Source organism: Microcoleus sp. Aus8_D2 (assembly GCF_036702665.1).
Taxonomy (GTDB): Bacteria; Cyanobacteriota; Cyanobacteriia; order Cyanobacteriales; family Microcoleaceae; genus Microcoleus.
This window is the reverse complement of record NZ_JAUBUN010000071.1, coordinates 1-25,685: the sequence shown is the minus strand read 5'-3', so window position 1 is coordinate 25,685 and position 25,685 is coordinate 1. Positions and strand designations below refer to the sequence as shown.

Sequence of the window (25,685 nt, the reverse complement as noted above, 5' to 3'; positions counted from 1 at the left end):
GACTTCAGTCCTTCTTAAAGGTTCGTAGTGAGGACTTCAGTCCTTCTTAAAGGTTCGTAGTGAGGACTTCAGTCCTTATTAAAGGTTCGTAGTGAGGACTTCAGTCCTTCTTAAAGGTTCGTAGTGAGGACTTCAGTCCTTCTTAAAGTTTCGTAGTGAGGACTTCAGTCCTTCTTAAAGGTTCGTAGTGAGGACTTCAGTCCTTCTTAAAGGTTAGTAGTGAGGACTTCAGTCCGCATCCAAATCCGAGGACTGGCATTCCTCACTAAGAACCAATTGTATTGCGGTTGTTCCAGGAGATATGATATAAAAGGAGGGTGTGGACTGCGCACCTTACCCCTAGTAAACAGAATATTTTTATGCACTTACTACGAGTTCAAGTGCCTGATTTTCGGGGTTTAAAGGACATTGACATAACTTTTGAAAAGGACTTTTTTCCTAAAATATTTCCGCTGGGCAGTCAAAATGGTGGCGGAAAAAGTACGCTGTTGCAATTAATTTTTGTATTGCTACACTGTTCTATTGATGAGGATAAAAAACCGTTTATAGCAAATATGCTTCAGGGATTTAAAATCGCTGACGGGCAAGACAAAAGAGTTTTAGCCATCATTGACATTTGGGACGGAGAAAACCTTGTTAAACTTGGATTTAATTGTTGTAAAAAGTCTCCTATTTTAGAAGTTGTGTTTGATGAAGATATAAAGTCAGAAGACAGCATAGATATATGTTATTATTCAAGCGCCCCCAAATCCAATAATAATCAAGAGCCAAATACCAAGTTACAATGTCATTTTACTAATCAAAACAAGGAGCGAGTACAATCATTTTTACATAAGATATCGCGTAAAACTTTTCTGGCAGCTCCTTCTACACAGGTTTTTATATTTCTTCCACAACATTCGAGGAAGCTATTATTTAAACAACCAAGTAACGGAGATAATAATTATCATGGCATACTCGAATCTGCAAGATATAAATTACGAGGCTTGTTTACTTATGACTTTCTTGCTGTAGATCTACTTATTAAATCATTTAAAGATGCTCGCGATCGCGATTTCAGAGAAGCGATAAAAACAGGTAGCTACGGCAACAGCTATCAAACTATAATTAAGGAATTAAATCTGCTGCTTGGAAATAAAAGGATAAATTTAAATGAGGATTTTTCTGGTGTCAACTTTCAATTGTATAATAATGGTGAAACTATAGAACTATATCCCGAAGATTTAAGTCACGGCGAACTCAAAAGACTTAGTATTTATGTATGGCTCAATTCCCGCAACATAAAAGATGCTATTGTTTTGATGGATGAAGTTGAAATTGCTTTTCATCCAGATTGGCAATATCAAATTATATCAGATCTCAAAGAGTGGGCGCCCAGCAATCAATATATTCTGGCAACTCACTCCTACGAATTGTGTCAAGCTTTGACACCGGCTCATGTTAAAGAAATAGAGCCAAAACTGATTAAACAAGAATCCTAATATTAGAAATGAGTCTGAATTCAGAACAGCTAAAACAACACTGTGAGATAATTCTTCAATCTCGCAGAATTAAAAACAAAATTGTGGTGTTATGCGAAGGCCCTATTTCCCATATTGAGGGTAGACGATCGCCTCAAGCTTATAAACACATGGAGCAAATGCCGGATGCAAACTTTTATAATGCTTGCGTTCCGACATGGTGGACGCAGAAACGACCGCAATTCTTTAATTGTGGCGATCGCGCAAGTGTCATCAAAACTTATTCGAGTCTTTTAACATTACACGAACAGGATACCACTAATTCGTATTTAGATCCCGATCGACTTTTTGCAATGATAGATTTGGACTTGCACTTGCAAAAGATTGATGATTACAGTTTTCCAGATACAGAAGCAATTTTTTACCATCTTTATGAAAAATCGGAGGTGCGATCGCAAAATGTAGCACTGCACCGGATATGGATTACAGGTTTGATTCATAAAGAAGCATATTTGATCACACCTGAGCTTCAATCAATATTTGATGATTATCCTCATCCTCCGATGTATCAGGATAATCCTGTTGAACTGAATAGTGTTTATATGGATATGGCTGATAAAATTAGTAGTGATTTAGATTTACAGAATAACCTACAGAGAGCGAGCGATCGCATAAATCATTGTTTCAATTGTGCCGACTTAACTGAATTACAGGATTCATGGAAAATTGAGTTTAAAAATACGTCCGATGAAACGCGCCAGCATCAATTAATTAGGGCTTTGCTGACAATTAAAAAAGCTAAGGATTCTTGGCATCAAATTAAGCCGCCCGTTGACTGGAGTGGTAACGATAGCGTATTTAGAGAACAACTATCATTAGAGATTGGCAGATTTTACTCACAGCAAAGTAGTGATGTTAAGTGTCATCTTCCTTTTTTTTTCAACACATTGCATGAGTTTGTTTAATCTCACATCTTGCACCAATGTCAATTGGGGCTTTTCGTGGGGTGGGGGCGGGTTTATTTAACCTATTTGTAAGTTCCAAAGCTGTTGGCGAACCCGCCCCTACAGGTTAATTGAAATGGCATTATTCACCCATCTTGTACCATCCAAACTAGCATTCCCAAAATTTGCTCCAGCGGAACCAAGGCGTAATCATTGAGATCCAGTGATACAGTTTTGTCTTCCAATTTGAGAAATCGCCATTGCGTACCGTTGCTAACACTCCCATAAACAACTGAAATTGGTTTTCCATTAGCTTCATTAAACTTCTGCATTGCTACCATTTCGGCAATGCACTGTCCAATTCCTGTTTTCAAATCTGCTTTTTTAGCCTCAACAACTGCGACTGCTGGTGGTTCAATCTCTAACATTTCGGAAGAGCGACTAATCAAAAAATCACAAATTCCATTCAGTCCTTGTTTGAAATCAACGGTAAAGTCTTCCCCCGAAAACAAGCTAATTTTATCCTGCAAAATCTTTCTGACTTCCAGCAATACTGGAGTAATAATCATTTCCGATCGCGCTTTTTGACTTCCTGTCGCTACGGCTACCGGCAAACTATTCGCTAAAAAATCTGTCAGGGTTGCACTTGGAGCGATCGGGGTTATTTGCGGTAAAAATCGCGGGCCTTCTATTGTTGTTAATCCAAAGGCTGCTTTGACTTTAAGAATTGTCGTAAATTCGATATAAGACATTGTTTTTTAAGGAACGGTAGTCTAGATCGGGAGCCTATAGGGTTCGTCAGTCTTAAGGTTAGTACGAAAAATTTGGGTTTTGCTTTCCTGACGCACCATCCTAATTGTACCAGTTGCGTCCAGAAATATTAAACATTTACCTAAGTAAGGTGCGTCGCTCGCTCGATTGTCGATTTTATTTAGGGATTTTCGATGTATCCGCACCCTACAAATAATTGTGCCAGTTTTGTAAGTTATGTTAAACATTTCCCTAAGCTAATTGACCCTGACCGTAAATAAATTTACGCTGACCGTAAATAAATTTACGCTGACCGTAAATAAATTTACTATAGGCAAACATAGAAACATCAGATAGTATTGTTTAAACACATTGTGCTGTAGGGGAATTGTTGTCTTTTATTCAATCTGTCATTGTACGCGGTTTTACCGTGACACAGCATCAAACCTATCGAAAATTGTTTGTCAAAACTATGTTGCAAGAAGATTCCGCATCGAATCAAGTATCGCCCCAAGTTTTAACTAACCAAAGCTTTGAGGCCGATAATCGCGAATCTATCCGTCACGTCATCATCGGTTCGCCGCTGGGTGTACGGCGCACTATCCATCAACTCCACGCCTTGCGCTACGCGGAGGTTGCTCTTTGGACGCATCAGATCGCGATTCCCGACAATCGCATCGTCATTACACCGGAACAAGGAGAAATCATGAGCTTGTTGGTCAAGTTGATTCGGTTGGAATGAAGTGTCAAATTTGCGATCGCCATTTCTTGAATTGTAGTCGAAAGTGCGATCGCAAATCTCTGCTCCTTGCCCGTGCTACACTCAACAGATATCTTGTACGATTGTCAAGAACAGGCTTTCTGGCCTGTTCCACAAAAAGTAGACGAGCAATTGCATAAATCTTCGATCGATATGTCAACCGCTCCTTCAAGGCAGATGCAACCGACGATGCAACGCAGATGCATTTCAAGATAATTTGCGATCGCCCAACTAATTCCTGCTACAGTAGAACGTGCTTTGCAGGTAGGAAGTTGTCAAGCGCTGGAAGAATTGGAAAGTACGATCGGCTGATTGTGCCAAACTTCACTGCTCGGCAGTGGTATGCTCATCCGCATCATCCCCAGCAGTTTTCAACGCCATGTAAAGGAGTCCCATTGCGATCGGGGCTAACCAAGTAGCATAAGGAAGAACAAGTGCATCTAACAACCACTTGATACCGCCCCATTTTGAGGAAATAGCTTCAACGACGACTTCAACCAATTTGGGGTGGATGAAGAAGATCGGAAGTAAGGCGATGAATGTGGCTATGAATAAGGAACGTCCGGGGCGCTCTGTTTTCAGAGCGCGACTCCAAGCGTATACCAACGGAAGGGTGAGGATTGACGCGTCATGGAAGCGGTGGTAAAGGAAAATGCAAGAGTAAATCGCCACGAGCGCGCAGGCACCACCGCGAGGCAAACCTTTTCGGTAGATCTCAACTGCGAGACCACCTCCGAGCAATCCTAAGATGACGATCTGGGTAATACGAATAACTGCTCTATCACGTAAGCCGAGACAATAGAGTGCGTAGTCAATCCCAATAATAGTGTGATTGAAGGGGGCTTCAAATGAGTAGTCGTTTGCAGCCCCAGGAGCCGCCAATCTTGAAATATTCACTAGCTCCTGCTGCATTCGTAACGGAAGAACGTCTAAAGAGGTTGAAGCGAGACAGAGAACCAAAACAATGAATATAAATGATACCCAGGTACGGAAATCGGATTTGCGTAAAAAGAGCAAGAGGAACGGGAGTATCGTTTGCGGTTTTATGGTCGCGAGTGCAAGTGCGCCCCCAGCTAGTATCGGCCAGTTTTTCCCTTGAGCATAGAGAGCAGCGAACAGGCAAAGGGATTCAAGTAGTGCAAGTTGCCCCAAACCGATGCTCCAATAAATTGGCAACGAGAGTGCTACGGTTGCGATCGATAGACTGAGTAAAGCTGGAGGTAAAGCTTTGAACTTGCGCCTTGTCTGCATCTGCAATACCCCTTGTGAAAGCGGAATTAGCGCTAAGGCTGCACCTATGTTCACCGTTGTCCAGATTAACAAGCCCGTGTTAACTGGAAGGCTTGCCATAAGAGCAAAGAGGGGTAGAGCTGTAGGTGGACTCACCATTGCAACATCGGCATAGGGGTTTGCTCCTTCCAGTACGGCTACCCCTGCATTCCGAAAGATTAAAAAGTCAGATCCGCCAGGGTAGTTAAGTATATATATATTTATCAAAAAGAATACTATGCCAAGCGTTGCGATGATAGGAATCCAGCGTTGCACAAGGCCGCTCCGCAATAAGGAGGCAACAGAGACGGACAGCACGATCGTAGCGATTGGATAATAAATCAGGTACTGCTGAATTAGTAGCGGCTTTTCCATGTTCGTAGACTCAGTTGATTTGACTATATCTATATTGAGGTGAACTCGTTATCAGACCTGGCTAATTTCTCCCAACGCCTATTCCTGCCAATTTGTCAACCCCCAAAGGTCGATAAATTGTATCTCTTTGCTGATAATCCCGCCCCAAAGAACTAATCGCATTCTGCAAATCTTCCACAGACTGACAACTGCCGCCAACCGCCCCGGCCATCGTGGTAATGTGCTCTTCCATCAAAGTGCCGCCGATGTCATTGCAGCCCCATGTCAGGGCTTCTGTAGCTCCTGCCAAACCCAATTTTACCCAGCTTGGCTGATGATTGCTAATCCAATTTCCTAGGAAGATTCTAGATACGGCGGTGAGCAACAGTGTATCTGCTAAAATTGGTTGGTCTCGGCCGACTCGACTGCGCAAAGGAGCAGGTGCATCCTGTCCGACAAAGGGCAGTAAAATGAATTCTGTGATGCGAGCTGAATAGTTGTTGTTAATGGCTGTTTGTTGGAGCGATCGCACTTTTTCTAAATGTAAAACCTGCTGCCCGGCCGTCTCAATATGGCCGCAAAGCATCGTGCTAGTTGTCGGTAAACCCAGACGGTGAGCAGTTCCCACAATTTCTAACCAAGTTGCCGAATCTAATTTTTCCGGGCAAATCACCCGGCGCACTGCATCGTCGAGAACTTCCGCCGCAGTACCTGGCATCGAACCAACTCCCGCATCCCGCAAAGCCGAAATTACATAGCTGAAACTAAGATTATCTTGTCTGGCGATAAATTCTATTTCTTGGGGTGAAAAAGCGTGCAAGTGCAACTGCGGAAACTGATCCTTAATAGTTTTAACCAATTGCAAATAATAAGGCAAAGATTGGCCGTTGAGCTTAGCTTGAAGATTTAAGCCGCCCTGCATACAAATTTCCGTAGCATTCCGTCGTACTGCATCAGTTGCCTTGTCCTGAATTTGGGCTGCATCTAACCAAAAAGCCCCCGCGTCTCCCTCATCGCGGCGGAATGCACAGAAACTGCAATGCTGCTCGCAAATATTTGTAAAGTTAATATTCCGATTGATCACATAGGTGACAGTATCCCCTGATTGTCGGTGGCGGAGCAAATCAGCGGTTTTTTGAATTTGGGCGATCGCATCGGTATCTTTTTGCTGCAAAAGTACCAAGGCATCAGCGGTAGAGATGTTATAACCTTGTAAAGCTCGATCGAGAATTGCATCCACAGTTTTTTGGTTAGCTCAGCTACAGAATTACTGCCTATCATTAAGGCGTTTTTATATCTTAACAAATCAATCATAGAGGAACGATATTCTAAAATCTTAAGTCTTACAAAAGCATCCTTTACTTTATGGGAACAGAAATTATGAGCATCAACCAAGCAAATCACCTGTTGCCAGTGCCGTCTGGGCTTTTGCAAATTCCTGCTGTAGGGACTTGTGGTTCAACTTTTACAGACGCACCCACACCGCCCATTTATTTTTCCTTGGTGATTCCCACATACAACGAGTGCAAGAATGTCAAGAGTATTGTGGAACAATTGAGCAAGTTGCTTGATGGCAGCATTCCCGGCAACTACGAATTAATTGTAGTCGATGACAACAGTTCCGATCGCACCTGGGAAGTTGCGCTGTCCCTGAGGGCGGAATATCCGCAATTGCAGGTGATGCGCCGGGAAGACGAGCGGGGACTTTCCACAGCGGTAATTCGCGGGTGGCAAGCCGCTAGGGGCGAGGTTTTGGGCGTCATCGATGCCGACTTGCAGCATCCTCCGGAGACGCTATTGCAGCTTTTAGCAGAAATTCAGCGGGGAGCCGATTTGGCCGCTGCGAGCCGTCACGTTGCTGAGGGCGGCGTGAGCGATTGGAGCGTTGTCAGGAGATTTTTGTCCCGGGGAGCTCAAACACTGGGATTGATTATACTGCCGGGAGTGGTGGGCCGAGTTTCCGATCCGATGAGCGGCTATTTTATGGTGCGCCGCAGTTGTATTGCCGGCAAAACCATGAATCCTGCCGGTTACAAAATTTTGATTGAAGTGCTCGGCAGGGGAAACATCCGCTGGATTGGAGAAGTTGGTTACGTGTTTCAGGAGCGGAAAGAAGGCGAGAGCAAAGTTACTTGGAAACAGTATATTGAGTATTTGCGGCACTTGTTCATATTGCGGTTTTCCCGCTGGCAGATGGGTAAGTTTCTGCGATTTGGCGTCGTGGGTTTCAGTGGCGTGTTTGTGAATATGGCGGTTTTGTACGTGTTGCGGACTTACCTCAAATTGGAGCTGACTCGTAGTCTGATTCTTGCTGCTGAATTGGCAATTATTAGTAACTTTTTGTGGAACGATTTGTGGACTTTTGGGGATATTTCTAAACGGCAGCCGGGAATGAGCCAGCGCTTCAAACGGTTGTTGAAATTTAATACAATTTGCTTGATGGGTTTGATTCTGAATGTGCTGCTGGTTAATCTGATGTTTAATATTTTTGTAATGAATGAATATTTTGCTAATTTAATTGCGATCGTGGCTGTGACTCTGTGGAATTTCTGGCTCAATATGAAGCTGAGCTGGCGGGTGACGGAAGTTGATTAGAAACTAGGAAAATGTGACAGTGCTTATGGGATAAAGCAACAGAGACAGCTCAAAAATCGCGCTCGCTCGCTGATGTCAAGAGCGATCGCACGAAATAAATTGAAACAAAAAATTCAGCCTTTCCATGACGACTTGAAACTCCTGCAAGTAAGCTAGTTTGATGAATCAACAATTGTTTGTACTCTCAGCCACTATTAGGCGCTATCTCACCAATCAATCATTGTTTTTACCTTTGGTCTTGCTGTTGCTATTAACTAATCTATTAGTTTCGCCCATAGGTGAATTCTCGCTCAACGACGATTGGATACACGCTAAAGCTGTCCAAAGATTGCTGGAAGAAGGTCAGTACCGCGGTCATTCTTATGTAGCCGCAACTCTCGCAGCCCAAGCTTATTGGGGGGCTTTATTTTGCAAAGTTTTTGGTTTTAGCTTCACTATTTTACGAGTATCGACTTTAGTATTAAGCGTTGTTGGCGCGTGGGCGATGGCCCGCTGCGGATTAGCATTGGGTCTTTCTCGAAACTTAGCTTTAGTTTGCGGGGTGCTGGTAGCAATTAACCCTTTAGTTTTAAATTTATCCTACAGCTTTATGACTGACGTGCCGTTTCTGGCAATGTCAATACTGTCAGGGCTATTTTTCCTGCTAGCGCTGCAAACACCGAGCGCCCAACTAATTTTTTGGGGCAGCCTTTTTGCAGTAGTTGCTTTTTTTGTCAGGCAGTTTGGGGTAATGTTACCTGTTGCTTTTGCGGGGACAGTCTTGGTAATGTGGTGGCAAAAACAATATCGCGTATCTTGGTCTATGGTTTTTGCTTTTATTGGCCCGTGGCTGGCGGCGACAGCGATTGTTCTCTATTTAGGGACAATTAAAGATGCTGGAACTCCTATTTTTGAAAGCCTCAAGGGACGAGTTCTAATGTCAGCTATGGATGGGTTCCGTCACATTCCAGTTTCACTTTGTTATATGGGTCTTTTTGCTCTACCTTTGGGTGCTGGTAAATTTTGGCAAATAGTTCGCAAACACGATGTTTGGACTCGGAAGCGGGGCGCTATTTTTGTCGGGTTTTGCTGTGTCTCGCTGACAGTGTTTTTATTACCTAAAATTTTATTTTTAGTAATAAGTATATTGTTTCATAAAGAATCGTTGTGGTTGCAGCGCTATGCAGAGCGAATGCCTCTATTAAAAGGGGATTATCTGCTTGATTTGGCGGTAGGTCACATTCAGTTGCCAGATGTTAACCCACAGCCAGTAGTTAGTATTGGTGGCTGGTGGTGGCTTGTAACATTCGCTGCACTGGGAGTGGCAGGACTAATATTTTTAAACTGTGTCGATCTACTTTACGATGTGCGACTGCAACATGACGAAAATAATGTTTGGCAGCAGCGAACGCATCAAAGACTTTTTTTATTGCTGTGGGGATTGATTCTTCTGGCTGTAGCTTACAATCCAGGGCGGTTATTCGTATTCGATCGATATTTAATTCCGGCACTGCCGCCCTTCATTTTGCTATTAGCATATGAAATGAACCGATTTAAGCTCAAAGGTGCACTGAGGTTGGCAACTTTTAGTTGTACGCTTCTTTACATTTTCAGTGTAGTTTGCCTTCAGGACTATATGGGTTGGAACAGTGCAGCAACGGCTGCTCAAAATAAACTCATGACTGTATATGGTGTGAAATCCGAATCAATTCGCGGTCTAGATACTTTTAATGGATGGTACAATAGTGACAAATTTATGCAAATCTACAAAACTAACAACTGGCAGGATGCTAATTTGACAGGATTAGGGCCGTGGGTATTTGATGATGAGTACATTGTGGCTAGCAAGCAGCCAAAGCCTGGATATGAGGAGTTCGATCGCATACCATATTTCTCTTGGCTGGGAATGCAACAACGAGCGATTGTAATTTACAAGCGCGGGAAAAACTAAAAGAAGGATATAGTCTTTTGAGTCAGAACAAACAACTGTTGTTGCTCTTGCTGTGGATGGCGATCGCCCTAATGCTACGTTTTACCAATTTGGACTCGAAACCGCTGTGGACAGATGAGTTTTCGACTCTGGTGTTTAGTTTGGGGAACAGTTTTCGCGGGGTGCCGCTCGATCGCCCGATCGCACTTTCCACTTTACTACAACCGCTGCAATTCCGCGCGGATGCTGGCATTGCAGATGTCCTCAAGCATTTGCTGGTGGAAAGCAACCATCCGCCAGTTTATTTTATGGTAGCCCACTGGTGGATGCGACTGTTTGCACCGACTGAGGATAGTTTAGTGTGGATTGGGCGATCGCTGCCGGCATTATTGGGCGTAATTTCAGTTCCAGCCATCTACTTTTTGGGCAAATTTGCATTCAATTCTCGTTTAGTTGGTCAATGTGCGGCGGCGATGATGGCAGTTTCTCCCTACGGCATTTATCTCGCTCAAGAAGCCCGCCATTATACGTTAGGAATCTTATTAGTTATTGCGTCTCTTTTTTGCTTGACAGTAGCTGCAAAAAAGCTGCAACAGCACGCTCCGCTGCCTATCTGGACGGTGCTGTTTTGGATAATTGTTAACTGTTTGGGAATTGCGGTTCACTACTTTTTCGTGTTGACTTTGTGTGCGGAAGCCATAGCATTAATTGCTGTAATCTGGCAACATCTTTCGCATAAATTGGCGCTTTCGGAGAGTCAGCAGCCGAATATTTGGCAATTTCCAATCCTCTGGCGGCTTTTCGCAGTTGCACTGGGGACTGTAGCGGGCGGTTTAGTTTGGCTGCCGGTATTTTTGTCGAATAAATACGGCAGCGAACTCACCAATTGGATTGTCAGTGGCGATCGCACATTTGTAGATTGGATCGCGCCGATTTTCCAAGCTTTGGCGGGATGGATCGTTGTGATATCGCTGCTTCCGGTGGAATCGTCAAATCTGGCCGTGGTGGTTGGATCTGCGATCGGCATGACAATATATTTTATCTGGGCGCTTCCGCTCCTACAAAACGCTCTTAAAACTTCCTTAAAAACGCCAGAAACTAATTTAGGTACGGTTATTTTTGGCGGATTTGCGATCGGAGCAATTTTCCTATTTTTCAGTTTTGCATATATTCTAGGAATTGACTTAACTCGCGGGCCTCGATACAATTTTGTCTACTTTCCGGGAGTAATATTACTATTAGGAGCAACCCTAGCATTTATTTATGACACACCTACAATAAAAACTCGATGGTTTAATTTACCTGCTGTGGTAATTGCTGGAAAAAAAGCTGTTTTGCTTATTTTAGTAATGGGTTTTGTGAGCGGTGTTACAGTAAATTCCAATCTCGGTTATCGCAAATATTACAAACCAGACCTTTTGCTTCCGATTATCCGCGAAGTCTCGAAAGTTCCCGTGTTAATTGCGACTACTCAAAAAACTCATGTAGAAATAGGAGAGTTGATGGGGATAGGATTGGAATGGGAAAAGAGTTCGGCAACGGATTTTGTAGCGGATGTAACGGATGTAGCGGATGTAGCGGATGTTAGGAAGAAGGGTTCGGCAACGAGCAATGTACGGGATGTTAGGAAGAAGGAAGAATTTAAAGCTTTTGAATCTCCACAGTTTCTTTTAGTTAAGCAGAGAAGGGAATCGCCGGAAATTGTGGCGGGGATACTTGACAAGACACTCAGTCAATTGGAACGTCCGCTAGATTTGTGGTTGGTTAATTTTCGCGCACCAGTAAATTTAGCACCACAAAAGTGTCAGATTGAATCTCGCAATTTACCTGCGGTAGACGGCTATGAATATCAAGTTTATCACTGTTTTTAAACGGGCGATCGCTCGCAACTACAAACCCGTCTCAAAAAACTGCACTGACGGGACTTAAATAAAATAATATTGCAGAGCATGGTATAATCCATTGATGTCAAATTCAGGGATGTTGGGTGCGATCGGGCGATCGATGCTGTGACGGTGTGGGTTAAGATCTCTGCATTCTATTGTCCAACTTTAAAGATATTCTTGCTGCATCAGAAACGGGTGTATTTTGCAGGCGATTGTTGCGTTACAGCAACAGGACTACTTAACACCTACCACCTACCACCTAACACATTCTTCCTTCGACCCATCGATCTTCTTCCTTCGACCCATCGATCTTCTTCCATCCATCCGTTACATCCGTTACATCCCGTACACAATCCGTTGCCGAACTTCCTTCTACTTATCAGTAGACTTTTGACTTTTGACAGTAGAGGGTGTTGTTTTGATGGCGGGGATGAGTGGCCCCGTTATAAAAACTTTCCACATCTAGAGGTGGGCAAATTAAACCCAGAATAGCTGTCAAACAAACTTTATCAAAATTAGAAATTCCGATGTGGTTAACTACTTTCGATCTGCTTGGCTTAAACTTTATCCCTCACGGGCATTGCTATCTTTGGAAACCGGGTTTGGTGGCACTCCATCTCGGCTCGGACATTTTAACATCTATCGCCTATTATTTCGTAGCGATCGCCGTTTTCCTTACCCGGAAACGCTGGCAAGATCTGAGCAAAGAAACGGTCGTATTGTTAATAGGTATCTTCTGGGTTTTTGCAGGATGCGGTACGGTTCACCTGCTCAACGGGGTGACGCTCTGGTATCCCATCTACTGGATTTCTGGGGCAGTCAAACTAACCACCGGACTGTGGTCAACTTACGTGTTCCTGTTTTTCCTTATCCCCCTGATTCCGATCGCTTTGGAGGCTCCAACTCCCGCTCAAATGGAGGAAGCAAACAGCAAGTTAGCAGCGGCAAATCAAGAAATTAGCTACTTGATGAAGAAACTCAAGGCTGAAAATCTTCGCATGAGTACAGAACTCGACATTGTTCGACAAATCCAACAACTGGTTCTACCCAATTCAGAAGAGTTGGAAATCGAAGGACTTGATATCGCTGGGTATATGGAACCTGCGAATGAAGTCGGCGGGGATTATTATGATGTTTTGAATGCGGATGGGATTGTCACTATTGGCATGGGAGATGTCACCGGGCATGGATTAGAAAGCGGGATTCTGATGTTGATGACTCAGACGGCAGTTCGCACTCTCAAAGAAGTGCGGGAACGCGATCCGGTGAAATTTCTAGATGCGCTCAACCGCACCATCTACAAAAATGTGCAACGAATGAATTCAGACAAAAATTTAACTTTGGTAGTGTTGAACTATGCTGATGGTAAAGTCAGTATCAGCGGCCAGCATGAGGAAACGATCGTTGTGAGGAAGGGTGGTTGGATTGAACGCATTGATACAATGGATTTAGGCTTTCCGATCGGTCTAGATATTGATATTGCCGATTTCATCAGTCATAGGATCGTCGAGTTGCAACCGGGGGATGGGATTGTCCTCTATACCGACGGTATCACTGAAGCAAAAAACATTAATAAAAAGCAATATGGATTGCAGCAATTGTGTGAAGTTATTGCCCAAAACTGGGAGCTAGATGCTAACGACATCAAGCAAGCTGCGATCGAGGATTTGCACCGACATATTGGCAGCCAGAAGGTGTTTGATGACATTACGTTGCTGGTATTGAAACAGGAGGCTACTACACGATCGCAGTTTGAAGTAACCCGATTGTAACCGCGCAACTCTTGGCAGTCTATTACACCCACAATCCGGCAGGGGTTTAAACCCCTGCCTCAAAGAAGACAGTCCTCTCAAAGAGGACTGATACCAAATTCGAGTTTTCTGTCTTCTTTATTGTGTAGATGTAGGGTGCACGCTGCGCACCGCAACCGCGATCGATAAAATCGAAACTGTTCGATCGCTTGCTAAGAATCAGCAACCGCGATAGATAAGATCGAGACTGTTCGATCGAACGCTAAGAGTCAGCGGCAAAATATTTAATCAAGACGCTCATCACTTCACCGGGATTTTGAGTTGGTACAAGCGGGATCCAGTCAGTAGCGCAGGCAAAATTATCGCGGTGAAAAGAATGAATGACGCGGGAAACAACAGGGCGAGAACTGATAATGAACAGTTTCAACAGTTCTCGGTTAACTGAAGTTGGCAAGTTTGGCTCAGCAGCAGGGGAGTCAATGAGTTCGGTGGTACGACTTTCGGCGCCAATCTCGAAAGCAAGTATTAAGTCGGTATTGGGTAGCAGTTGTCGGATGACTTTCAGGGAAGATTCTGCTTCGCTGCGGCTGCTAAATTGGGCGACGGGTAAGCGCTGAAAGTTCGGCAGCATTCGGTAAATAATCCAGGCGTTTGGACTTTCTGGGGTGTTCATGGCTGTATTCTAAATTTTGGGTATGTTTGCCCATAGGAAACTGACATAATTGCACGCGAGCGCGATAGAGCATCGAGCTACTGCAATAAAGATGCGTCCTAATTCATGATTTTTTATCGATACGCCGGAGAGCGAACAGAAACTATATCGTGTTGGGCAATGACGTTATGTTAGATCAAAAATCAAGATTGAGATTGAGGTTTTACATAATGTAATTTTATTGATTAAAGGTTCAAAATAAGCGCCTATTTTAAGCGCTTAAAATAGACGAATTAAAAGTAAAAACAATCATGGATAAACCTCAAAAAAACCAAAAGGCTAACAATTAAGCTCAAAATTAATTTAAGTCTTCACACCAATACACGGCACTGCCGGGATTTTTGCCGTTTGGTGGGGGTATCTTTTGATGAGTTGCCGGATTATCTCAGTCGGCGGGTAGATGAGGAGGAGTCATAGGAGGTCGATCGGGCGATCGCACTTTCGATGAAAATAAGTGCATTAGCCAAGCTTGCGGCAGGAATCGAGCTTTGACTTCAGTACAGAATCCGCGACAGAGGTAGCCACTGAAACTTTGAGTAACTCTCAGTATGCTCAACTTTCTGATTGAATTAAATCGCCAGCAGGAGGATGTCGTTTTATAGCTTTGTCAGCGGCCCGAATATTAAGCACTCTCTCTCGATTTAAGAATAATGCTGTAACTGTAGCTCGTCCAATTGGAGTTAAACCAACTATTGATAATCCATCAGCCGACCAAATAAAATGTTCGTTCCAACTATCTTGTCTGGGGTTAAACAAGGGTACTTCTGCCTCTGACTGAGCATCTATCGCTCTAGTTTTATCAGATTTCTTGCGGTGGCAGTGAAAGCAAGCTAGTGTCAAATTGTCAATATCATTAGTCCCATTTTTAGTTAAGGGAATAGGGAATGATGTGTTCGATCGTAAATTCTACATACTGCCATTGTTCGGAAGCATGACAATATTCGCACAGACAGTTTGCTCTCTGACGAACTTGATTTTGGATATTGTCAGGGATTGGACGGCGAGCGGACATTTCTATACAGTAGATTGAATCTGGCTCAAGAAAAGATTGCGGACTGTCCGATTGACAAAACTGAGGTAATCGTCGATTTATTCGTAAAGATTGAGTTCTTGCTCTTCATCAGGATCGAGAGGCAATGTTTGTTGTTTGTCCAACAGTTCTGCTATGCGGTTTTTGATATTTGTGGAAGCTCTAAACATGGGTATGCCTTCCACTAATTCAATGCGAACAGCTCCTTCTATGGGTAGAGTATCGCGCAGGTTTTCGAGTTTTGGCAGGATTAGCATAGTTGTGGATTTGATGGGTTTCCCTCTTGATTATATCAATAATTCTCAAGGGTAAATCAAGCGATCGCACTTTTGCTTAAAATCAGTACGTTGCTGAAGCTGATTAAGACGATGAAAGTGCAAGTTTTGTCAGTTAAACGTGCGACATAAGCAGTTAATCTAGAAACTCGTCAAAGGGCGATCGCAATTGTGGAGAAATTACCAGAAGCTATGCTGGATGAAGCAGTTAAGTTTCTGGAATCTTTGTCGGTTAAGGCTAATTTGGTTGAATAGCGATATTTTTTTGGCAGTACGGGCGATCGCACTGTGGATGTTTTTTTCAATCCTGTCTAACATTATCAGGAACGCCCACCGCCGAAATACCCGATATCGCCTTTAAATTTTGACACCGAATCAACTCGTTAAAATCCCAACTCCGCTGTTCTATCTGCGCCACAGATTCAATAGCAGACAGTAGATGTCCCGCCGCCTCAGATTCACTGTAACCGCGCCTTAGAGCGACTCTAATCGCCGTTTCGTCCGCATCTAGCTCTACTTGCGAACTGCGGTTGTCGCGCCAAATTCGAGTCATCGCCAGCCCAGTCAACCCACCGGCGATCGCAATTCCGATCGCATCTCCCTGCAATAACTCTACCACAGTGCCGAGAATTCCCGCCGCAGCCGCACCTTGATAAATATCCGGCTTAAACCACTTGAAGTTACCGAGAAAACTTACAGTACGCAACAGCAGTAAATCCCGCTGCGGCTTAGATAGCAGCCGCCACAAATCAAAATTAATGTAAATCGGGCGAGATTGATGCCAAGGTAAAGGAAAATCGCAATCAATTACTGTCGATTGTTGAGGCTTATTAATAATTTTACACGTCATGCGGCCGGAGGCTGGCATCACATCTAACAGGCGGCGAATTTCTGGTTCGGGATTCATAGATTTTTGGGGGAATTTGGAATTTGGAATTTGGAATTTGGAATTGGGAATTGGAAATTGGGAATTGGGAATTTGGAATTTGGAATTGGGAATTGGGAATTGGAAATTGGGAATTGGGAATTGGGAATTGGGAATTGGGAATTGGAAATTGGGAATTGCATCTGCCAAAAAAACAATCTTATCTAATCTATCAGGGACTCGTAGGGGCGGGTTCACCAACAATATTTAACTCCCATCAATAATCTGCATAAACCCGCCCCCACACAACCAATAAACTACATCAACCTTGATTTCGATCGAATACGAAAATATAACTGTCACTATGCGAGGATTTACTGTTGGGTGAGGGCGGGTTTTAGAGATTGTCAATTATTGACAAATATTGTTGGTTAACCCGCCCCTACAAGTCCACAGGGGATTTACTGTTGGGTGAGGGCGGGTTTTAGAGATTGTCAATTATTGACAAATATTGTTGGTTAACCCGCCCCTACAAGTCCACAGGGGATTTACTGTTGGGTGAGGGCGGGTTTTAGAGATTGTCAATTATTGACAAATATTGTTGGTTAACCCGCCCCTACAAGTCCACAGGGGATTTACTGTTGGGTGAGGGCGGGTTTTAGAGATTGTCAATTATTGACAAATATTGTTGGTTAACCCGCCCCTACAAGTCCACAGGGGATTTACTGTTGGGTGAGGGCGGGTTTTAGAGATTGTCAATTATTAACAAATATTGTTGGTTAACCCGCCCCTACAAGTCCACAGGGGATTTACTGTTGGGTGAGGGCGGGTTTTAGAGATTGTCAATTATTAACAAATATTGTTGGTTAACCCGCCCCTACAAGTCCACAGGGGATTTACTGTTGGGTGAGGGCGGGTTTTAGAGATTGTCAATTATTAACAAATATTGTTGGTTAACCCGCCCCTACAAGTCCACAGGGGATTTACTGTTGGGTGAGGGCGGGTTTTAGAGATTGTCAATTATTAACAAATATTGTTGGTTAACCCGCCCCTACAAGTCCTTATAAGATATTAAGGGCTTTTCTTCGATTCAGATTTAGGAGATTCTTGAGCTTTCGGAGCAACTTTTTCACCCTTCGGCGAAGGCTTCGGGCTGGCAATTGCTGGGGCAACTGACGGCTTGGAAGTCGCGGCTGGGGATGCTTCCGATTTCGGGGAAGCGGGGGCTGTTATCGGGGCAGCAGGGGCTTTCTTAGCGCCTAAAATGCTGGAGTCTCCGGTGTCAAATAATCCGGCGATGCAAGCAATCATCATTGTAGCTAAAGTGCCGACAAATAAGGCTTTCCAACCGAGTTCGGAAATGTCTTTGCGGCGGGAGGGAATTAGGGCGATTGTACCGCCGACAAATATACCGACGGAGGCTAGGTGGGCGAAACCGGAAAGCGCGTAACTGACAATTAATACTGTGCGATCGCTAATCAGTCCTTTTGCCGCTGCTTCTGCTAAACTTTGATAGGGCGGAATCGCCGTTTCTAACAGCCGCCGCCCGATGATGACTGAGGCTGTCCAAGAATCCTCAAAGGGAACTCCGGTTAACAAGGTTAGCGGGTAAAATAAGGCTCCTTGAATGTTTTGCAGGGTGATAAAACTAAAGATTGTACCAATTGGAGCAGGTGCAGCGGCCAGCCAAGCAAAGAATTGATTGATTAAGGAAACTAAGCCCAAGATTAAAATTAAAACAGCGGCGATAGCAACTGCCATTTTTACTCCGTCTAAGGCGCCGATGATTGCTGCATCCAAAGGGCTGACTCGTTCGATGGGTTCTCCGCCAACTGTCTCTTGTTTGCGGATCTCACCATCATTTTCGGCTATTTCGTCGCCGATGAATTCGTGGCCTTGAGGTTTGGTTTCTTCCTTGGGAATGCCGCCCATTGTCAGCGGTACGCCTGTTTCGGGAACTAAGATTTTGGAGAGGACGAAGCAAGCGGGAATGGCGATAATTGAGGCTGAAACTAAATGCCCTAAAATATTGGGAAAAACAGGCTTGAGAAAACTGACGTAAATTGCTAATGTTGATGAAGCGGCTGTTCCAAAGCAACAAGAGAGGATTGCACAAAGTTCGGAACGAGTCATTTGCGGCAAATAAGGCTTGACGACAATTGCTGCTTCGATTCCTACAAAAATATTGGCAGCACCACTGAGTGCTTCCGCGCCGCTCAACCGCATTGTCATGTAAAATATTTTGGCAAAAACTTCGGTGATAATTTGAATTACGCCGATGTTATAAAGTAAGGCCATGAGGCCGGAAAAAAAGACGACTGTCGGTAAAGCCCGAAAGGCGAAAATATATCCTAAATTAACTGGCGGGTCTTGACCGGGTATTGGTACAATGTTTCTGCCGAATACAAATCTCGCTCCGGCGTCAGCAGCGGTGAATACTCCATCGAGCAAGCTGGTAAACCACTCTAGGGCGATGCGAGTTGGAGGGAACAGGAATACTAAAAATCCTAAGACTAATTGCAGGCCTATGCCCCAGATGATGACGCGCCAAGGTATATACTGTACTTTGCGGTTCTCTGAAAAAATCCAGGCGATCGCACATAACCCAAAGATGCCCAGAAATGAGATAAAGTTGTAGATAGACATGAACCTAGTCCTTGAAATAGCTGAGAATGCCGATCGACGGCTGACACCACATCAGTTATACTATTCATCGGATGGCAAATGCCAAAAAAATAACCGGCAGATAAATTACGCACTCAACAGCGTATTTATGCCGTGGCGATATCTCCATATATCGAGCCAGCCTTGATTTGCCGTATTACCAGCAGTTTAGATAGAAACACGCAACACATGGAAGCTTTTGCTCCACATCCTCCCGAATGGACTGCGGCGGCGGTTCACGCTACTGAGTTTTGCTGTCCCAAGTGCGCTGCTAGCTGCACTGATGCCGATGAGGTCTGGATTAATCGCCGATCGCCAGTATACACCGAGTCCAACCGCCGCAAGTGGCAAGAATTTTACCGCTGCTCCTGTGGCTGCGTGTGGTGGGCCTGGAGTAGCGACAGGCCTCCTTCCGAGCTTGTGCGTAGCGATGAGAGATCCGACGAAGGCTCCGATGATGATTTTTAGAGTGATTCTCGATTCGATCAGAAATTAGAGTAAGGTGCGCATTGCGCACCTATATTTACATATAGCCTTTCTCAGTAACATGAGGTACTCATGGGCATAGGGCATAGGGCATTGGGCATTGGGCATTGGGCGATCGGGCGTACCTCATTTTATTGAGAACCGCTATAGATGAGCGCGAGTTCTCAACTAATACAGCAAGTCAAGTATGCCCTTGACTATGCCTTCCATGACTCTTTCAATTAAGCTCAATTCATTTTCGCCGATCGACTCATTTAACAGCATTGACTGAATTTGCTGTCTGTCATCGCGAGTCAGTTCGCCTGACGCAAATATCCGCTCAACTACTTGTTCATTTAGAAATGGGAAAGTTTGAGTTTGCATGGTCGATATCTAAAAACATGAATATTTTGTTGTTAACTTCGCGATCGGAGCCAGTTATTTCGTGGGTTGACTGCTGTTCCATCCAATCAGTCCTCCAATCATAGGACGAAAGCGGGCATTTTGTCAAGACACCGGCGACAGATAAATATCGCACCTGCACGGTATTTTCGATATTCTAGCAATGGGTGCTTTGGAAGTACGATCGCGCTTTGGAGGCAAATTGGCAACCGGGGAGCCAACCGCTCTGTCCGTAAAGCGCGATCGACCTTTTTAAGTTTATTGGCACTTTCGCGGAACATTACTGCTCAAAAAAAATCAAAACTACAATAGATTAGAATTGGTAATCGGGAATTGGTAATCGGGAATCGGGAATCGGGAATTGGCTGTTCTGACTTACGTCTGACTAATGACAGTAGCATCCAATTTTCCTTACAGGACTTTACTCTGTGAGTTCTCGAAGCGATCTAAGCGATATATAGGTAAATCAGCGGGACGTTCGCACTCAAACAAAAACGATTCTTACAAAATCAGGATGCTCTCATAATGATAACTGCCAACTGTCAACTGCTTTCCTGTCAACTATCAACTGTCAACTGATTAATGACCTATTTTCGCTCTGCTTTAATTTTGACATTAGGTTTTTGGCTGCTACCGCTAGCAGTGCGATCGCAACCTGTCGTCCCGGCGAAGGACGGCACGAATACTGTTGTCAATCAGGAGCAAAATCTCCTAAACATTAGCGGCGGACAACTGTCGGGAAACGGCGCCAACCTCTTTCACAGCTTCAGCGAATTTAATCTCAGCGAAGGTCAAATCGCGAATTTTCTAACTAATCCAAATATTCAAAATATTTTAGGGCGGATTTCCGGCGGCAATATTTCCGTCATTAACGGTATGATTGCTGTAAGCGGCGGCAACTCGAACTTATTCCTGATGAATCCGGCGGGAATTGTCTTCGGTCAAAATGCTAGATTAAACGTGCCTGGTTCTTTTTTCGCCACAACTGCTACAGGTATCGGTTTCGGCGACCGCTGGTTCAATTCTGCTGGAATTAATGATTATCAAGCTTTACTGGGAAATCCAAATCAATTTAATTTTAATAACTCACAAGCCGGGACAATTGTCAATGCCGGAAACTTAGCAGTTGGCAGCGGTCAAAATTTAACTTTGCTGGGTACAAGCGCGATCAATACTGGGCAATTGTCTGCGCCTGCCGGTCAAATTACTGTGGCTGCTGTTGGGGGAAGCAATGCAGTCCGCATCAGTCAAACGGGTAATTTATTGAGTTTAGAAATTACTCCGTCTTTGCAGTCAGACAAATCTGCGATCGCCCCGGCTGCTTTACCTCAGTTGCTGACGGGCCCGGGGGTAGCCTCAGCCACAGGTTTAACGACTAACGAACAAGGTCAATTGGTACTGACTGGTGGTCAAACAGTGCCGGTAAATGCCGGAAGTGCGATCGTCTCTGGTTCTGTAAATGTATTCGCCCCCGATCGCGCAACAGGCGGCACAGTCAATATTTTAGGCGAAAAAGTCGGACTGTTCGGTGCAAATATCAATGCTTCGGGGACTGACGGCGGAGGAGTTGTGCGCGTCGGAGGCGGTTGGCGGGGCGCGGAACCAGTGCCAAATGCCCAGGTAACTTATGTTAGTCCTGATTCTACGATCGCAGCAGACGCGATCGACCGCGGCAACGGTGGCACAGCCGTAATTTGGTCAGACAATACAACTCGCTTCTTTGGCAATATTACTGCTCGCGGCGGCACAGCCGCAGGTAACGGCGGCCGAGTCGAAGTTTCCGGCAAAAATGCTCTAACTTTCCAAGGAGAGGTCGATACCCGCGCGCCTAACGGTGCGTTCGGCAGTTTGTGGCTCGATCCGGCAAATATTGCGATCGTCAGCGGTAACGGCGAAACTAGCCCCAGATCTACCGGCGGGGAACTGCAACCGACAACAGAACCCAATGACACATCGATCTCAGAGGTGCAGTTAGAACAGATGGCGGCCGGCAGCAACGTGGTTTTAGACACCCCGGGCGACATCACCGTCCAAGACTTGCCCGATAACAAACTGGGACTGCAAGCGAGAACGGGAGACAGCGTAACCTTTACAGCAGGCGGATTGTTTGTTGTCAATGACGCCAACGATGTCATCGAGACTGCTGGAGGCAACATCAACATTTTTGCCAGCAGCATCTCTCTGGGCGGGCTGAATGCTAACGGTGGCAATATCGCTCTCACTGCTAACGGCATTGACTTCAGAGGCGGCAGCAATTCCGCCCGCAGTGCGGGGGGAACAATTCGCTTGCAACCCAACGACGGCAGAGAAATTCGGATCGGCGGCACTGGCGATATTTTAGGGATTTTGGACTTGACTGCAACGGATCTGGGTGCTTTGGCGGGGGGTTTCGGCTCGATCGCGATCGGGCGTCCAAACAGCAGCTCGATCGCGATCGTCGCACCCATTACCTTCAACAGCCCGCTGACTCTTCAAGGCCGCTCGATCGCGATCGACAATCCCCTGAGAACAACCGGCAGCGCTGCCATCACTCTCGACGCGCCCCAAACCGATCTCGGCGCCAACATTGCCACATCCGGCGCCGATCTGACTTTTACAGGCAACTTGTCCCTGACTGCTGATGCAGCTTTCAGCACTCAAGCTAGGGGCAGCATTCTGTTTTCTGGTAGCCTAGACGGATCTCGCGCCCTGAGACTGGACGCTCAGCGAGTGCGGTTCGGCGGTACAGTCGGTCAAGCTACACCACTGGCGAGTTTGACTGTCAACGGCCGCAGTACCGAGGTCTCCGGTGCGATCGCGACTGCGGGCAACATCGCTTTCAACAGTGCCGTCACAGTCGATCGCAACAGCACGATTTCCACCAGTACCGGCAATATCACTTTTGGCAATACCCTCGACAGCACCCCCGGCGGGGCAAATAATTTGACGCTGCGGGCTGGCGGCAACATTACTTTTGCCGGCTCCGTCGGTCAAACTCAGAGCTTGGGACTGCTCTGGGCCCACGCTGCTAGCGTGACGGCGAATTCGAGAATTACCGCCCGCAGTTTGACCGTAAACGCGCGAGATGCTGCTACCATCAGGGGGGATACCACGGCCGCTTTGGCAGCCGATATCAAGGCAGGAAACCTGCTCTTAGAGGGTAATTTAAGGACGGATGGCGGCAGCGTGAACCTGCAAGCAACTCGCGAGGTTCGGACTGGCAATATTACCTCCAACGGCGGGAGGATTCGGGTTGAGGGCAATACTGTTGTTGCAGGCGCGATCGACTCGGAGTCAGCAACGGGAACAGGCGGCGCGATCGCACTCAACAGCAATGCCGGCCCTTTAACTGCGGGAGCTTTGAATGCTTCGGGGGCGATCGGCGGCAAGATTACTGTCACCTCGATCGCCGGAATTTCCGCTCTCGATCTCAACTCCAGCGGCACTCAGGGAAACGGCGGCGCCGTCTCCCTGAGCGCGACTGGTAACATTCAGTTGGGTTTTATCGACGCTAGAGGCGGCAAGCAAGACGGCACCGGCGGCAGCGTTGATGTGACAACCCTCGGTTTGTTTCGATCGAACAATGTTTTCAACGATGATATATCGGGCAATCTTGCCAGTATTTCTACTGCTGGAGGTGCGGGAGGCGGCGCGATCGCAATTGGGCACGGCGGCGGTAGCGATCGACCGTTTGTAGTTGGCGGCGCGATCGACAATGGAACTAGGGGAAGCATTAATGCTGGCGCAGACAACGCCATTTTGCCCAGTCTTGCTTTTGGGCAAACTTACACTCAAGGAAGTTTAGAAAATCTGATTTCCCTAATTACACCGGGCGCACCAATTCCCCAACCAATTCCCCAACCAATTCCCCAACCAATTCCCCAACCCATTCCCCAACCCATTCCCCAACCAATTCCCCAACCCATTCCCCAACCCATTCCCCAACCAGTAAATCCAGCTCCGGCGCTGTCATTTCCTGCCTCTTTGCAAGTAGAATTGCGCTCGGAAAATCGAGACAAAAATGCTTCAATTAGCCCAGATATTTTCGCTCCTTATCGCAGATTCGATGCGGCAGGCTCGGGAGTTTTAGAATTCGAGACAACCTTCAGTCGCGAGTACGAAAAATATCTGGATTTGCCCGCAAGAACGCCGATCACTAATATGTCGGTAATTTACGATACTCTTCGCATAAATGAACAAATTACCGGGGTAAAATCGGCAATCATTTATATGAATTGGGTCAGCGGTTCGGACGGGGCCGCCGCCAAAGAAAATGGTTCGGTGCTGGTAGCAAGCCAGGATTTATCTAATGTATTGCCTAGGATAAAAAATCTCACCTCCCAGCCTGCTAGCCTAGACGGAGATAAGTTGGCTCAGAGGTTGCCGCCCCAGGGAAAAGAAGTTTCCGATGTTCCTAACGGGGAGCATTTAGAATTAGTCTTAGTCACAGCTAATGCTCAACCGATGCGCGTTTTAGTTCCGGCGACAACGCGCTGGCAAATACTGCAACTAGCCGAAGCCCTGCAAACCGAAATAACTAATCCCAGAAAAAGAAGCAGCATCAGTTATTTGGATGTGGCGCAAAAACTTTATCGGTGGTTAATTGCGCCAATGGCAGCAGAATTGACAGCTTTAAAGATAGACAATTTAATTGTAATTCCGGCAGCAGGTTTGCGGAGCGTGCCGTTTGCTGCCCTTCACGATGGCAAACAATTTTTAGTAGAAAAATACAGCATTAGCGTGATGCCGAGTCTGAGTTTAACTGATATCCGCTACGACAATATTGCTGACGATGAAGTTTTGGCGATGGGCGCGTCGGTATTTGAAGATAAAGCGCCATTACCTGCGGTACCGGTGGAGTTAGAGTCGATCGCGCCTCCCGATCGCGGAAAATCATTTTTGAATCAAGATTTTACCCTCGGGAATTTGCAAGCTCAGCGGGCAAATCGACCTTTTGGCATCATTCACCTCGCCACTCACAGCGAATTCCAGCCTGGGGAACCGAAAAATTCTTACATTCAGTTGTGGGATACTAAATTGCGCATCGATCAAATGCGACAGTTGCGGTGGAATCAACCGCCGGTGAATCTGTTAGTTTTAAGCGCGTGTAGTACCGCTTTGGGCGACGCAGAGGCGGAATTGGGGTTTGCGGGTTTAGCGGTAGCTAGCGGTGCGCGATCGGCTTTGGCGAGTTTGTGGGAAGTCAGCGATGAGGGAACTTTGGGGCTGATGACGGGGTTTTACCGGCAGTTGCGGGCCCCCAGACGCGAGGGGAATTTGACAATTAAAGCCGAGGCTTTGCGGCGGGCGCAATTGGAGATGCTGCGGGGGCGCGTGCGGATTCAAGACGGGCTGCTGCGAGTCGAAGGGCTTTCTGTAACTCTAATTTTGCCTCCAGAAATTGCCGCGCGGGGCGATCGAGTGCTTTCGCATCCTTATTATTGGGCCGCCTTTACCATGATTGGCAATCCCTGGTAATAAGTAATTGGTAATAAGTAATCTGTAATGATTAATTAGTAATATTATGTCCGGTCAATTACCCGCAATCAACAAGGTTTGATCGTTCGGAATGCGAGTCCTCATAATCATAGGACTCGCATTCCGAACGATCAAAC

The 25,685-nt window shown here is 45.7% G+C and carries 21 protein-coding genes; 10 read left to right on the top strand and 11 right to left on the bottom strand.

The window, feature by feature from the left end; translation table 11 throughout:
• Positions 1-380 precede the first annotated feature (380 nt).
• Positions 381-1,481, top strand: coding sequence for an AAA family ATPase (locus tag QUB64_RS31475; RefSeq protein WP_333394323.1), 1,101 nt, complete (start codon positions 381-383; stop codon positions 1,479-1,481).
• 8 nt (positions 1,482-1,489) lie between these two features.
• Positions 1,490-2,425 (top strand): hypothetical protein, encoded by a 936-nt coding sequence (locus QUB64_RS31470; protein WP_333278231.1) that lies wholly within the window; start codon positions 1,490-1,492, stop codon positions 2,423-2,425.
• Positions 2,426-2,550: 125 nt separating this feature from the next.
• On the opposite strand, the gene QUB64_RS31465 is transcribed toward QUB64_RS31470, so the two are convergent.
• Positions 2,551-3,156, bottom strand: coding sequence for a hypothetical protein (locus QUB64_RS31465; protein WP_333278233.1), 606 nt, complete (start codon positions 3,154-3,156; stop codon positions 2,551-2,553).
• A 389-nt stretch (positions 3,157-3,545) separates the two neighbouring features.
• Here QUB64_RS31465 and QUB64_RS31460 point away from each other — a divergent pair, with 389 nt between their 5' ends.
• Positions 3,546-3,896: a hypothetical protein gene (locus tag QUB64_RS31460; protein WP_333278235.1), complete on the top strand. Its 351-nt coding sequence runs from the start codon at positions 3,546-3,548 to the stop codon at positions 3,894-3,896.
• 342 nt (positions 3,897-4,238) lie between these two features.
• On the opposite strand, the gene QUB64_RS31455 is transcribed toward QUB64_RS31460, so the two are convergent.
• Complete coding sequence (locus QUB64_RS31455) at positions 4,239-5,558, bottom strand: glycosyltransferase family 87 protein (RefSeq protein WP_333278237.1); 1,320 nt, start codon at positions 5,556-5,558, stop codon at positions 4,239-4,241.
• 61 nt (positions 5,559-5,619) lie between these two features.
• Entirely contained in the window at positions 5,620-6,777 is a 1,158-nt protein-coding gene (cofH, locus tag QUB64_RS31450) for a 7,8-didemethyl-8-hydroxy-5-deazariboflavin synthase subunit CofH (RefSeq protein WP_333278239.1), read from the bottom strand.
• A 140-nt stretch (positions 6,778-6,917) separates the two neighbouring features.
• Here cofH and QUB64_RS31445 point away from each other — a divergent pair, with 140 nt between their 5' ends.
• From QUB64_RS31445 to QUB64_RS31430, 4 genes are all read left to right on the top strand, one after another.
• Positions 6,918-8,132: a glycosyltransferase gene (locus tag QUB64_RS31445; protein ID WP_333278241.1), complete on the top strand. Its 1,215-nt coding sequence runs from the start codon at positions 6,918-6,920 to the stop codon at positions 8,130-8,132.
• Between the two features lie 160 nt (positions 8,133-8,292).
• Positions 8,293-10,062 carry a hypothetical protein gene (locus tag QUB64_RS31440; RefSeq protein ID WP_333278244.1) on the top strand — a complete coding sequence of 590 codons (1,770 nt, stop codon included), beginning with the start codon at positions 8,293-8,295 and terminating at the stop codon, positions 10,060-10,062.
• A gap of 17 nt (positions 10,063-10,079) precedes the next feature.
• Entirely contained in the window at positions 10,080-11,912 is a 1,833-nt protein-coding gene (locus QUB64_RS31435; RefSeq protein WP_333278246.1) for a glycosyltransferase family 39 protein, read from the top strand.
• A gap of 542 nt (positions 11,913-12,454) precedes the next feature.
• Entirely contained in the window at positions 12,455-13,699 is a 1,245-nt protein-coding gene (locus QUB64_RS31430; RefSeq protein ID WP_333278248.1) for a PP2C family protein-serine/threonine phosphatase, read from the top strand.
• Between the two features lie 241 nt (positions 13,700-13,940).
• On the opposite strand, the gene QUB64_RS31425 is transcribed toward QUB64_RS31430, so the two are convergent.
• The 6 genes from QUB64_RS31425 to QUB64_RS31400 all read right to left on the bottom strand — a co-directional run bounded on the left by QUB64_RS31425 (position 13,941) and on the right by QUB64_RS31400 (position 16,602).
• Positions 13,941-14,351, bottom strand: coding sequence for a hypothetical protein (locus tag QUB64_RS31425; RefSeq protein WP_333278250.1), 411 nt, complete (start codon positions 14,349-14,351; stop codon positions 13,941-13,943).
• A gap of 591 nt (positions 14,352-14,942) precedes the next feature.
• On the bottom strand, positions 14,943-15,230 hold the full coding sequence (locus QUB64_RS31420) for a hypothetical protein (RefSeq protein WP_333278252.1): 288 nt from the start codon (positions 15,228-15,230) through the stop codon (positions 14,943-14,945).
• 25 nt (positions 15,231-15,255) lie between these two features.
• Positions 15,256-15,402 (bottom strand): HNH endonuclease, encoded by a 147-nt coding sequence (locus tag QUB64_RS31415; RefSeq protein WP_333278254.1) that lies wholly within the window; start codon positions 15,400-15,402, stop codon positions 15,256-15,258.
• Positions 15,403-15,479: 77 nt separating this feature from the next.
• Complete coding sequence (locus tag QUB64_RS31410; protein WP_333278256.1) at positions 15,480-15,677, bottom strand: hypothetical protein; 198 nt, start codon at positions 15,675-15,677, stop codon at positions 15,480-15,482.
• Between the two features lie 170 nt (positions 15,678-15,847).
• Entirely contained in the window at positions 15,848-16,000 is a 153-nt protein-coding gene (locus tag QUB64_RS31405; protein WP_333278259.1) for a hypothetical protein, read from the bottom strand.
• A complete protein-coding gene (locus tag QUB64_RS31400) occupies positions 15,997-16,602 on the bottom strand; it encodes a DUF3318 domain-containing protein (protein WP_333278261.1) in 606 nt (201 codons plus the stop codon). The genes QUB64_RS31405 and QUB64_RS31400 overlap by 4 nt, the downstream gene beginning before the upstream one ends.
• A gap of 23 nt (positions 16,603-16,625) precedes the next feature.
• Between QUB64_RS31400 and QUB64_RS31395 the strand changes: the two genes are divergently transcribed.
• Positions 16,626-16,844 (top strand): hypothetical protein, encoded by a 219-nt coding sequence (locus tag QUB64_RS31395; RefSeq protein ID WP_333278263.1) that lies wholly within the window; start codon positions 16,626-16,628, stop codon positions 16,842-16,844.
• A 787-nt stretch (positions 16,845-17,631) separates the two neighbouring features.
• On the opposite strand, the gene QUB64_RS31390 is transcribed toward QUB64_RS31395, so the two are convergent.
• A complete protein-coding gene (locus QUB64_RS31390; RefSeq protein WP_333278266.1) occupies positions 17,632-19,206 on the bottom strand; it encodes a NupC/NupG family nucleoside CNT transporter in 1,575 nt (524 codons plus the stop codon).
• Positions 19,207-19,413: 207 nt separating this feature from the next.
• Between QUB64_RS31390 and QUB64_RS31385 the strand changes: the two genes are divergently transcribed.
• A complete protein-coding gene (locus QUB64_RS31385; protein WP_333278274.1) occupies positions 19,414-19,692 on the top strand; it encodes a hypothetical protein in 279 nt (92 codons plus the stop codon).
• A gap of 186 nt (positions 19,693-19,878) precedes the next feature.
• Here QUB64_RS31385 and QUB64_RS31380 read toward each other — a convergent pair whose 3' ends face one another.
• A complete protein-coding gene (locus QUB64_RS31380; RefSeq protein ID WP_333278269.1) occupies positions 19,879-20,073 on the bottom strand; it encodes a hypothetical protein in 195 nt (64 codons plus the stop codon).
• 600 nt (positions 20,074-20,673) lie between these two features.
• Here QUB64_RS31380 and QUB64_RS31375 point away from each other — a divergent pair.
• Positions 20,674-25,548 (top strand): CHAT domain-containing protein, encoded by a 4,875-nt coding sequence (locus QUB64_RS31375; RefSeq protein WP_333278271.1) that lies wholly within the window; start codon positions 20,674-20,676, stop codon positions 25,546-25,548.
• The last annotated feature ends 137 nt before the right edge of the window (positions 25,549-25,685 follow it).

What these genes read in the sequence shown, in the direction of transcription:
- QUB64_RS31470 (WP_333278231.1), top strand. Translation starts at nt 1,490, where the DNA reads ATGAGTCTGAATTCAGAACAGCTAAAACAACACTGTGAGATAATTCTT.
- QUB64_RS31465 (WP_333278233.1), bottom strand. Translation starts at nt 3,156, where the DNA reads ATGTCTTATATCGAATTTACGACAATTCTTAAAGTCAAAGCAGCCTTT.
- QUB64_RS31455 (WP_333278237.1), bottom strand. Translation starts at nt 5,558, where the DNA reads ATGGAAAAGCCGCTACTAATTCAGCAGTACCTGATTTATTATCCAATC.
- QUB64_RS31445 (WP_333278241.1), top strand. Translation starts at nt 6,918, where the DNA reads ATGAGCATCAACCAAGCAAATCACCTGTTGCCAGTGCCGTCTGGGCTT.
- QUB64_RS31440 (WP_333278244.1), top strand. Translation starts at nt 8,293, where the DNA reads ATGAATCAACAATTGTTTGTACTCTCAGCCACTATTAGGCGCTATCTC.
- QUB64_RS31430 (WP_333278248.1), top strand. Translation starts at nt 12,455, where the DNA reads ATGTGGTTAACTACTTTCGATCTGCTTGGCTTAAACTTTATCCCTCAC.
- QUB64_RS31425 (WP_333278250.1), bottom strand. Translation starts at nt 14,351, where the DNA reads ATGAACACCCCAGAAAGTCCAAACGCCTGGATTATTTACCGAATGCTG.
- QUB64_RS31415 (WP_333278254.1), bottom strand. Translation starts at nt 15,402, where the DNA reads ATGTCCGCTCGCCGTCCAATCCCTGACAATATCCAAAATCAAGTTCGT.
- QUB64_RS31410 (WP_333278256.1), bottom strand. Translation starts at nt 15,677, where the DNA reads ATGCTAATCCTGCCAAAACTCGAAAACCTGCGCGATACTCTACCCATA.
- QUB64_RS31400 (WP_333278261.1), bottom strand. Translation starts at nt 16,602, where the DNA reads ATGAATCCCGAACCAGAAATTCGCCGCCTGTTAGATGTGATGCCAGCC.
- QUB64_RS31390 (WP_333278266.1), bottom strand. Translation starts at nt 19,206, where the DNA reads ATGTCTATCTACAACTTTATCTCATTTCTGGGCATCTTTGGGTTATGT.
- QUB64_RS31385 (WP_333278274.1), top strand. Translation starts at nt 19,414, where the DNA reads ATGGAAGCTTTTGCTCCACATCCTCCCGAATGGACTGCGGCGGCGGTT.
- QUB64_RS31380 (WP_333278269.1), bottom strand. Translation starts at nt 20,073, where the DNA reads ATGCAAACTCAAACTTTCCCATTTCTAAATGAACAAGTAGTTGAGCGG.
- QUB64_RS31375 (WP_333278271.1), top strand. Translation starts at nt 20,674, where the DNA reads ATGACCTATTTTCGCTCTGCTTTAATTTTGACATTAGGTTTTTGGCTG.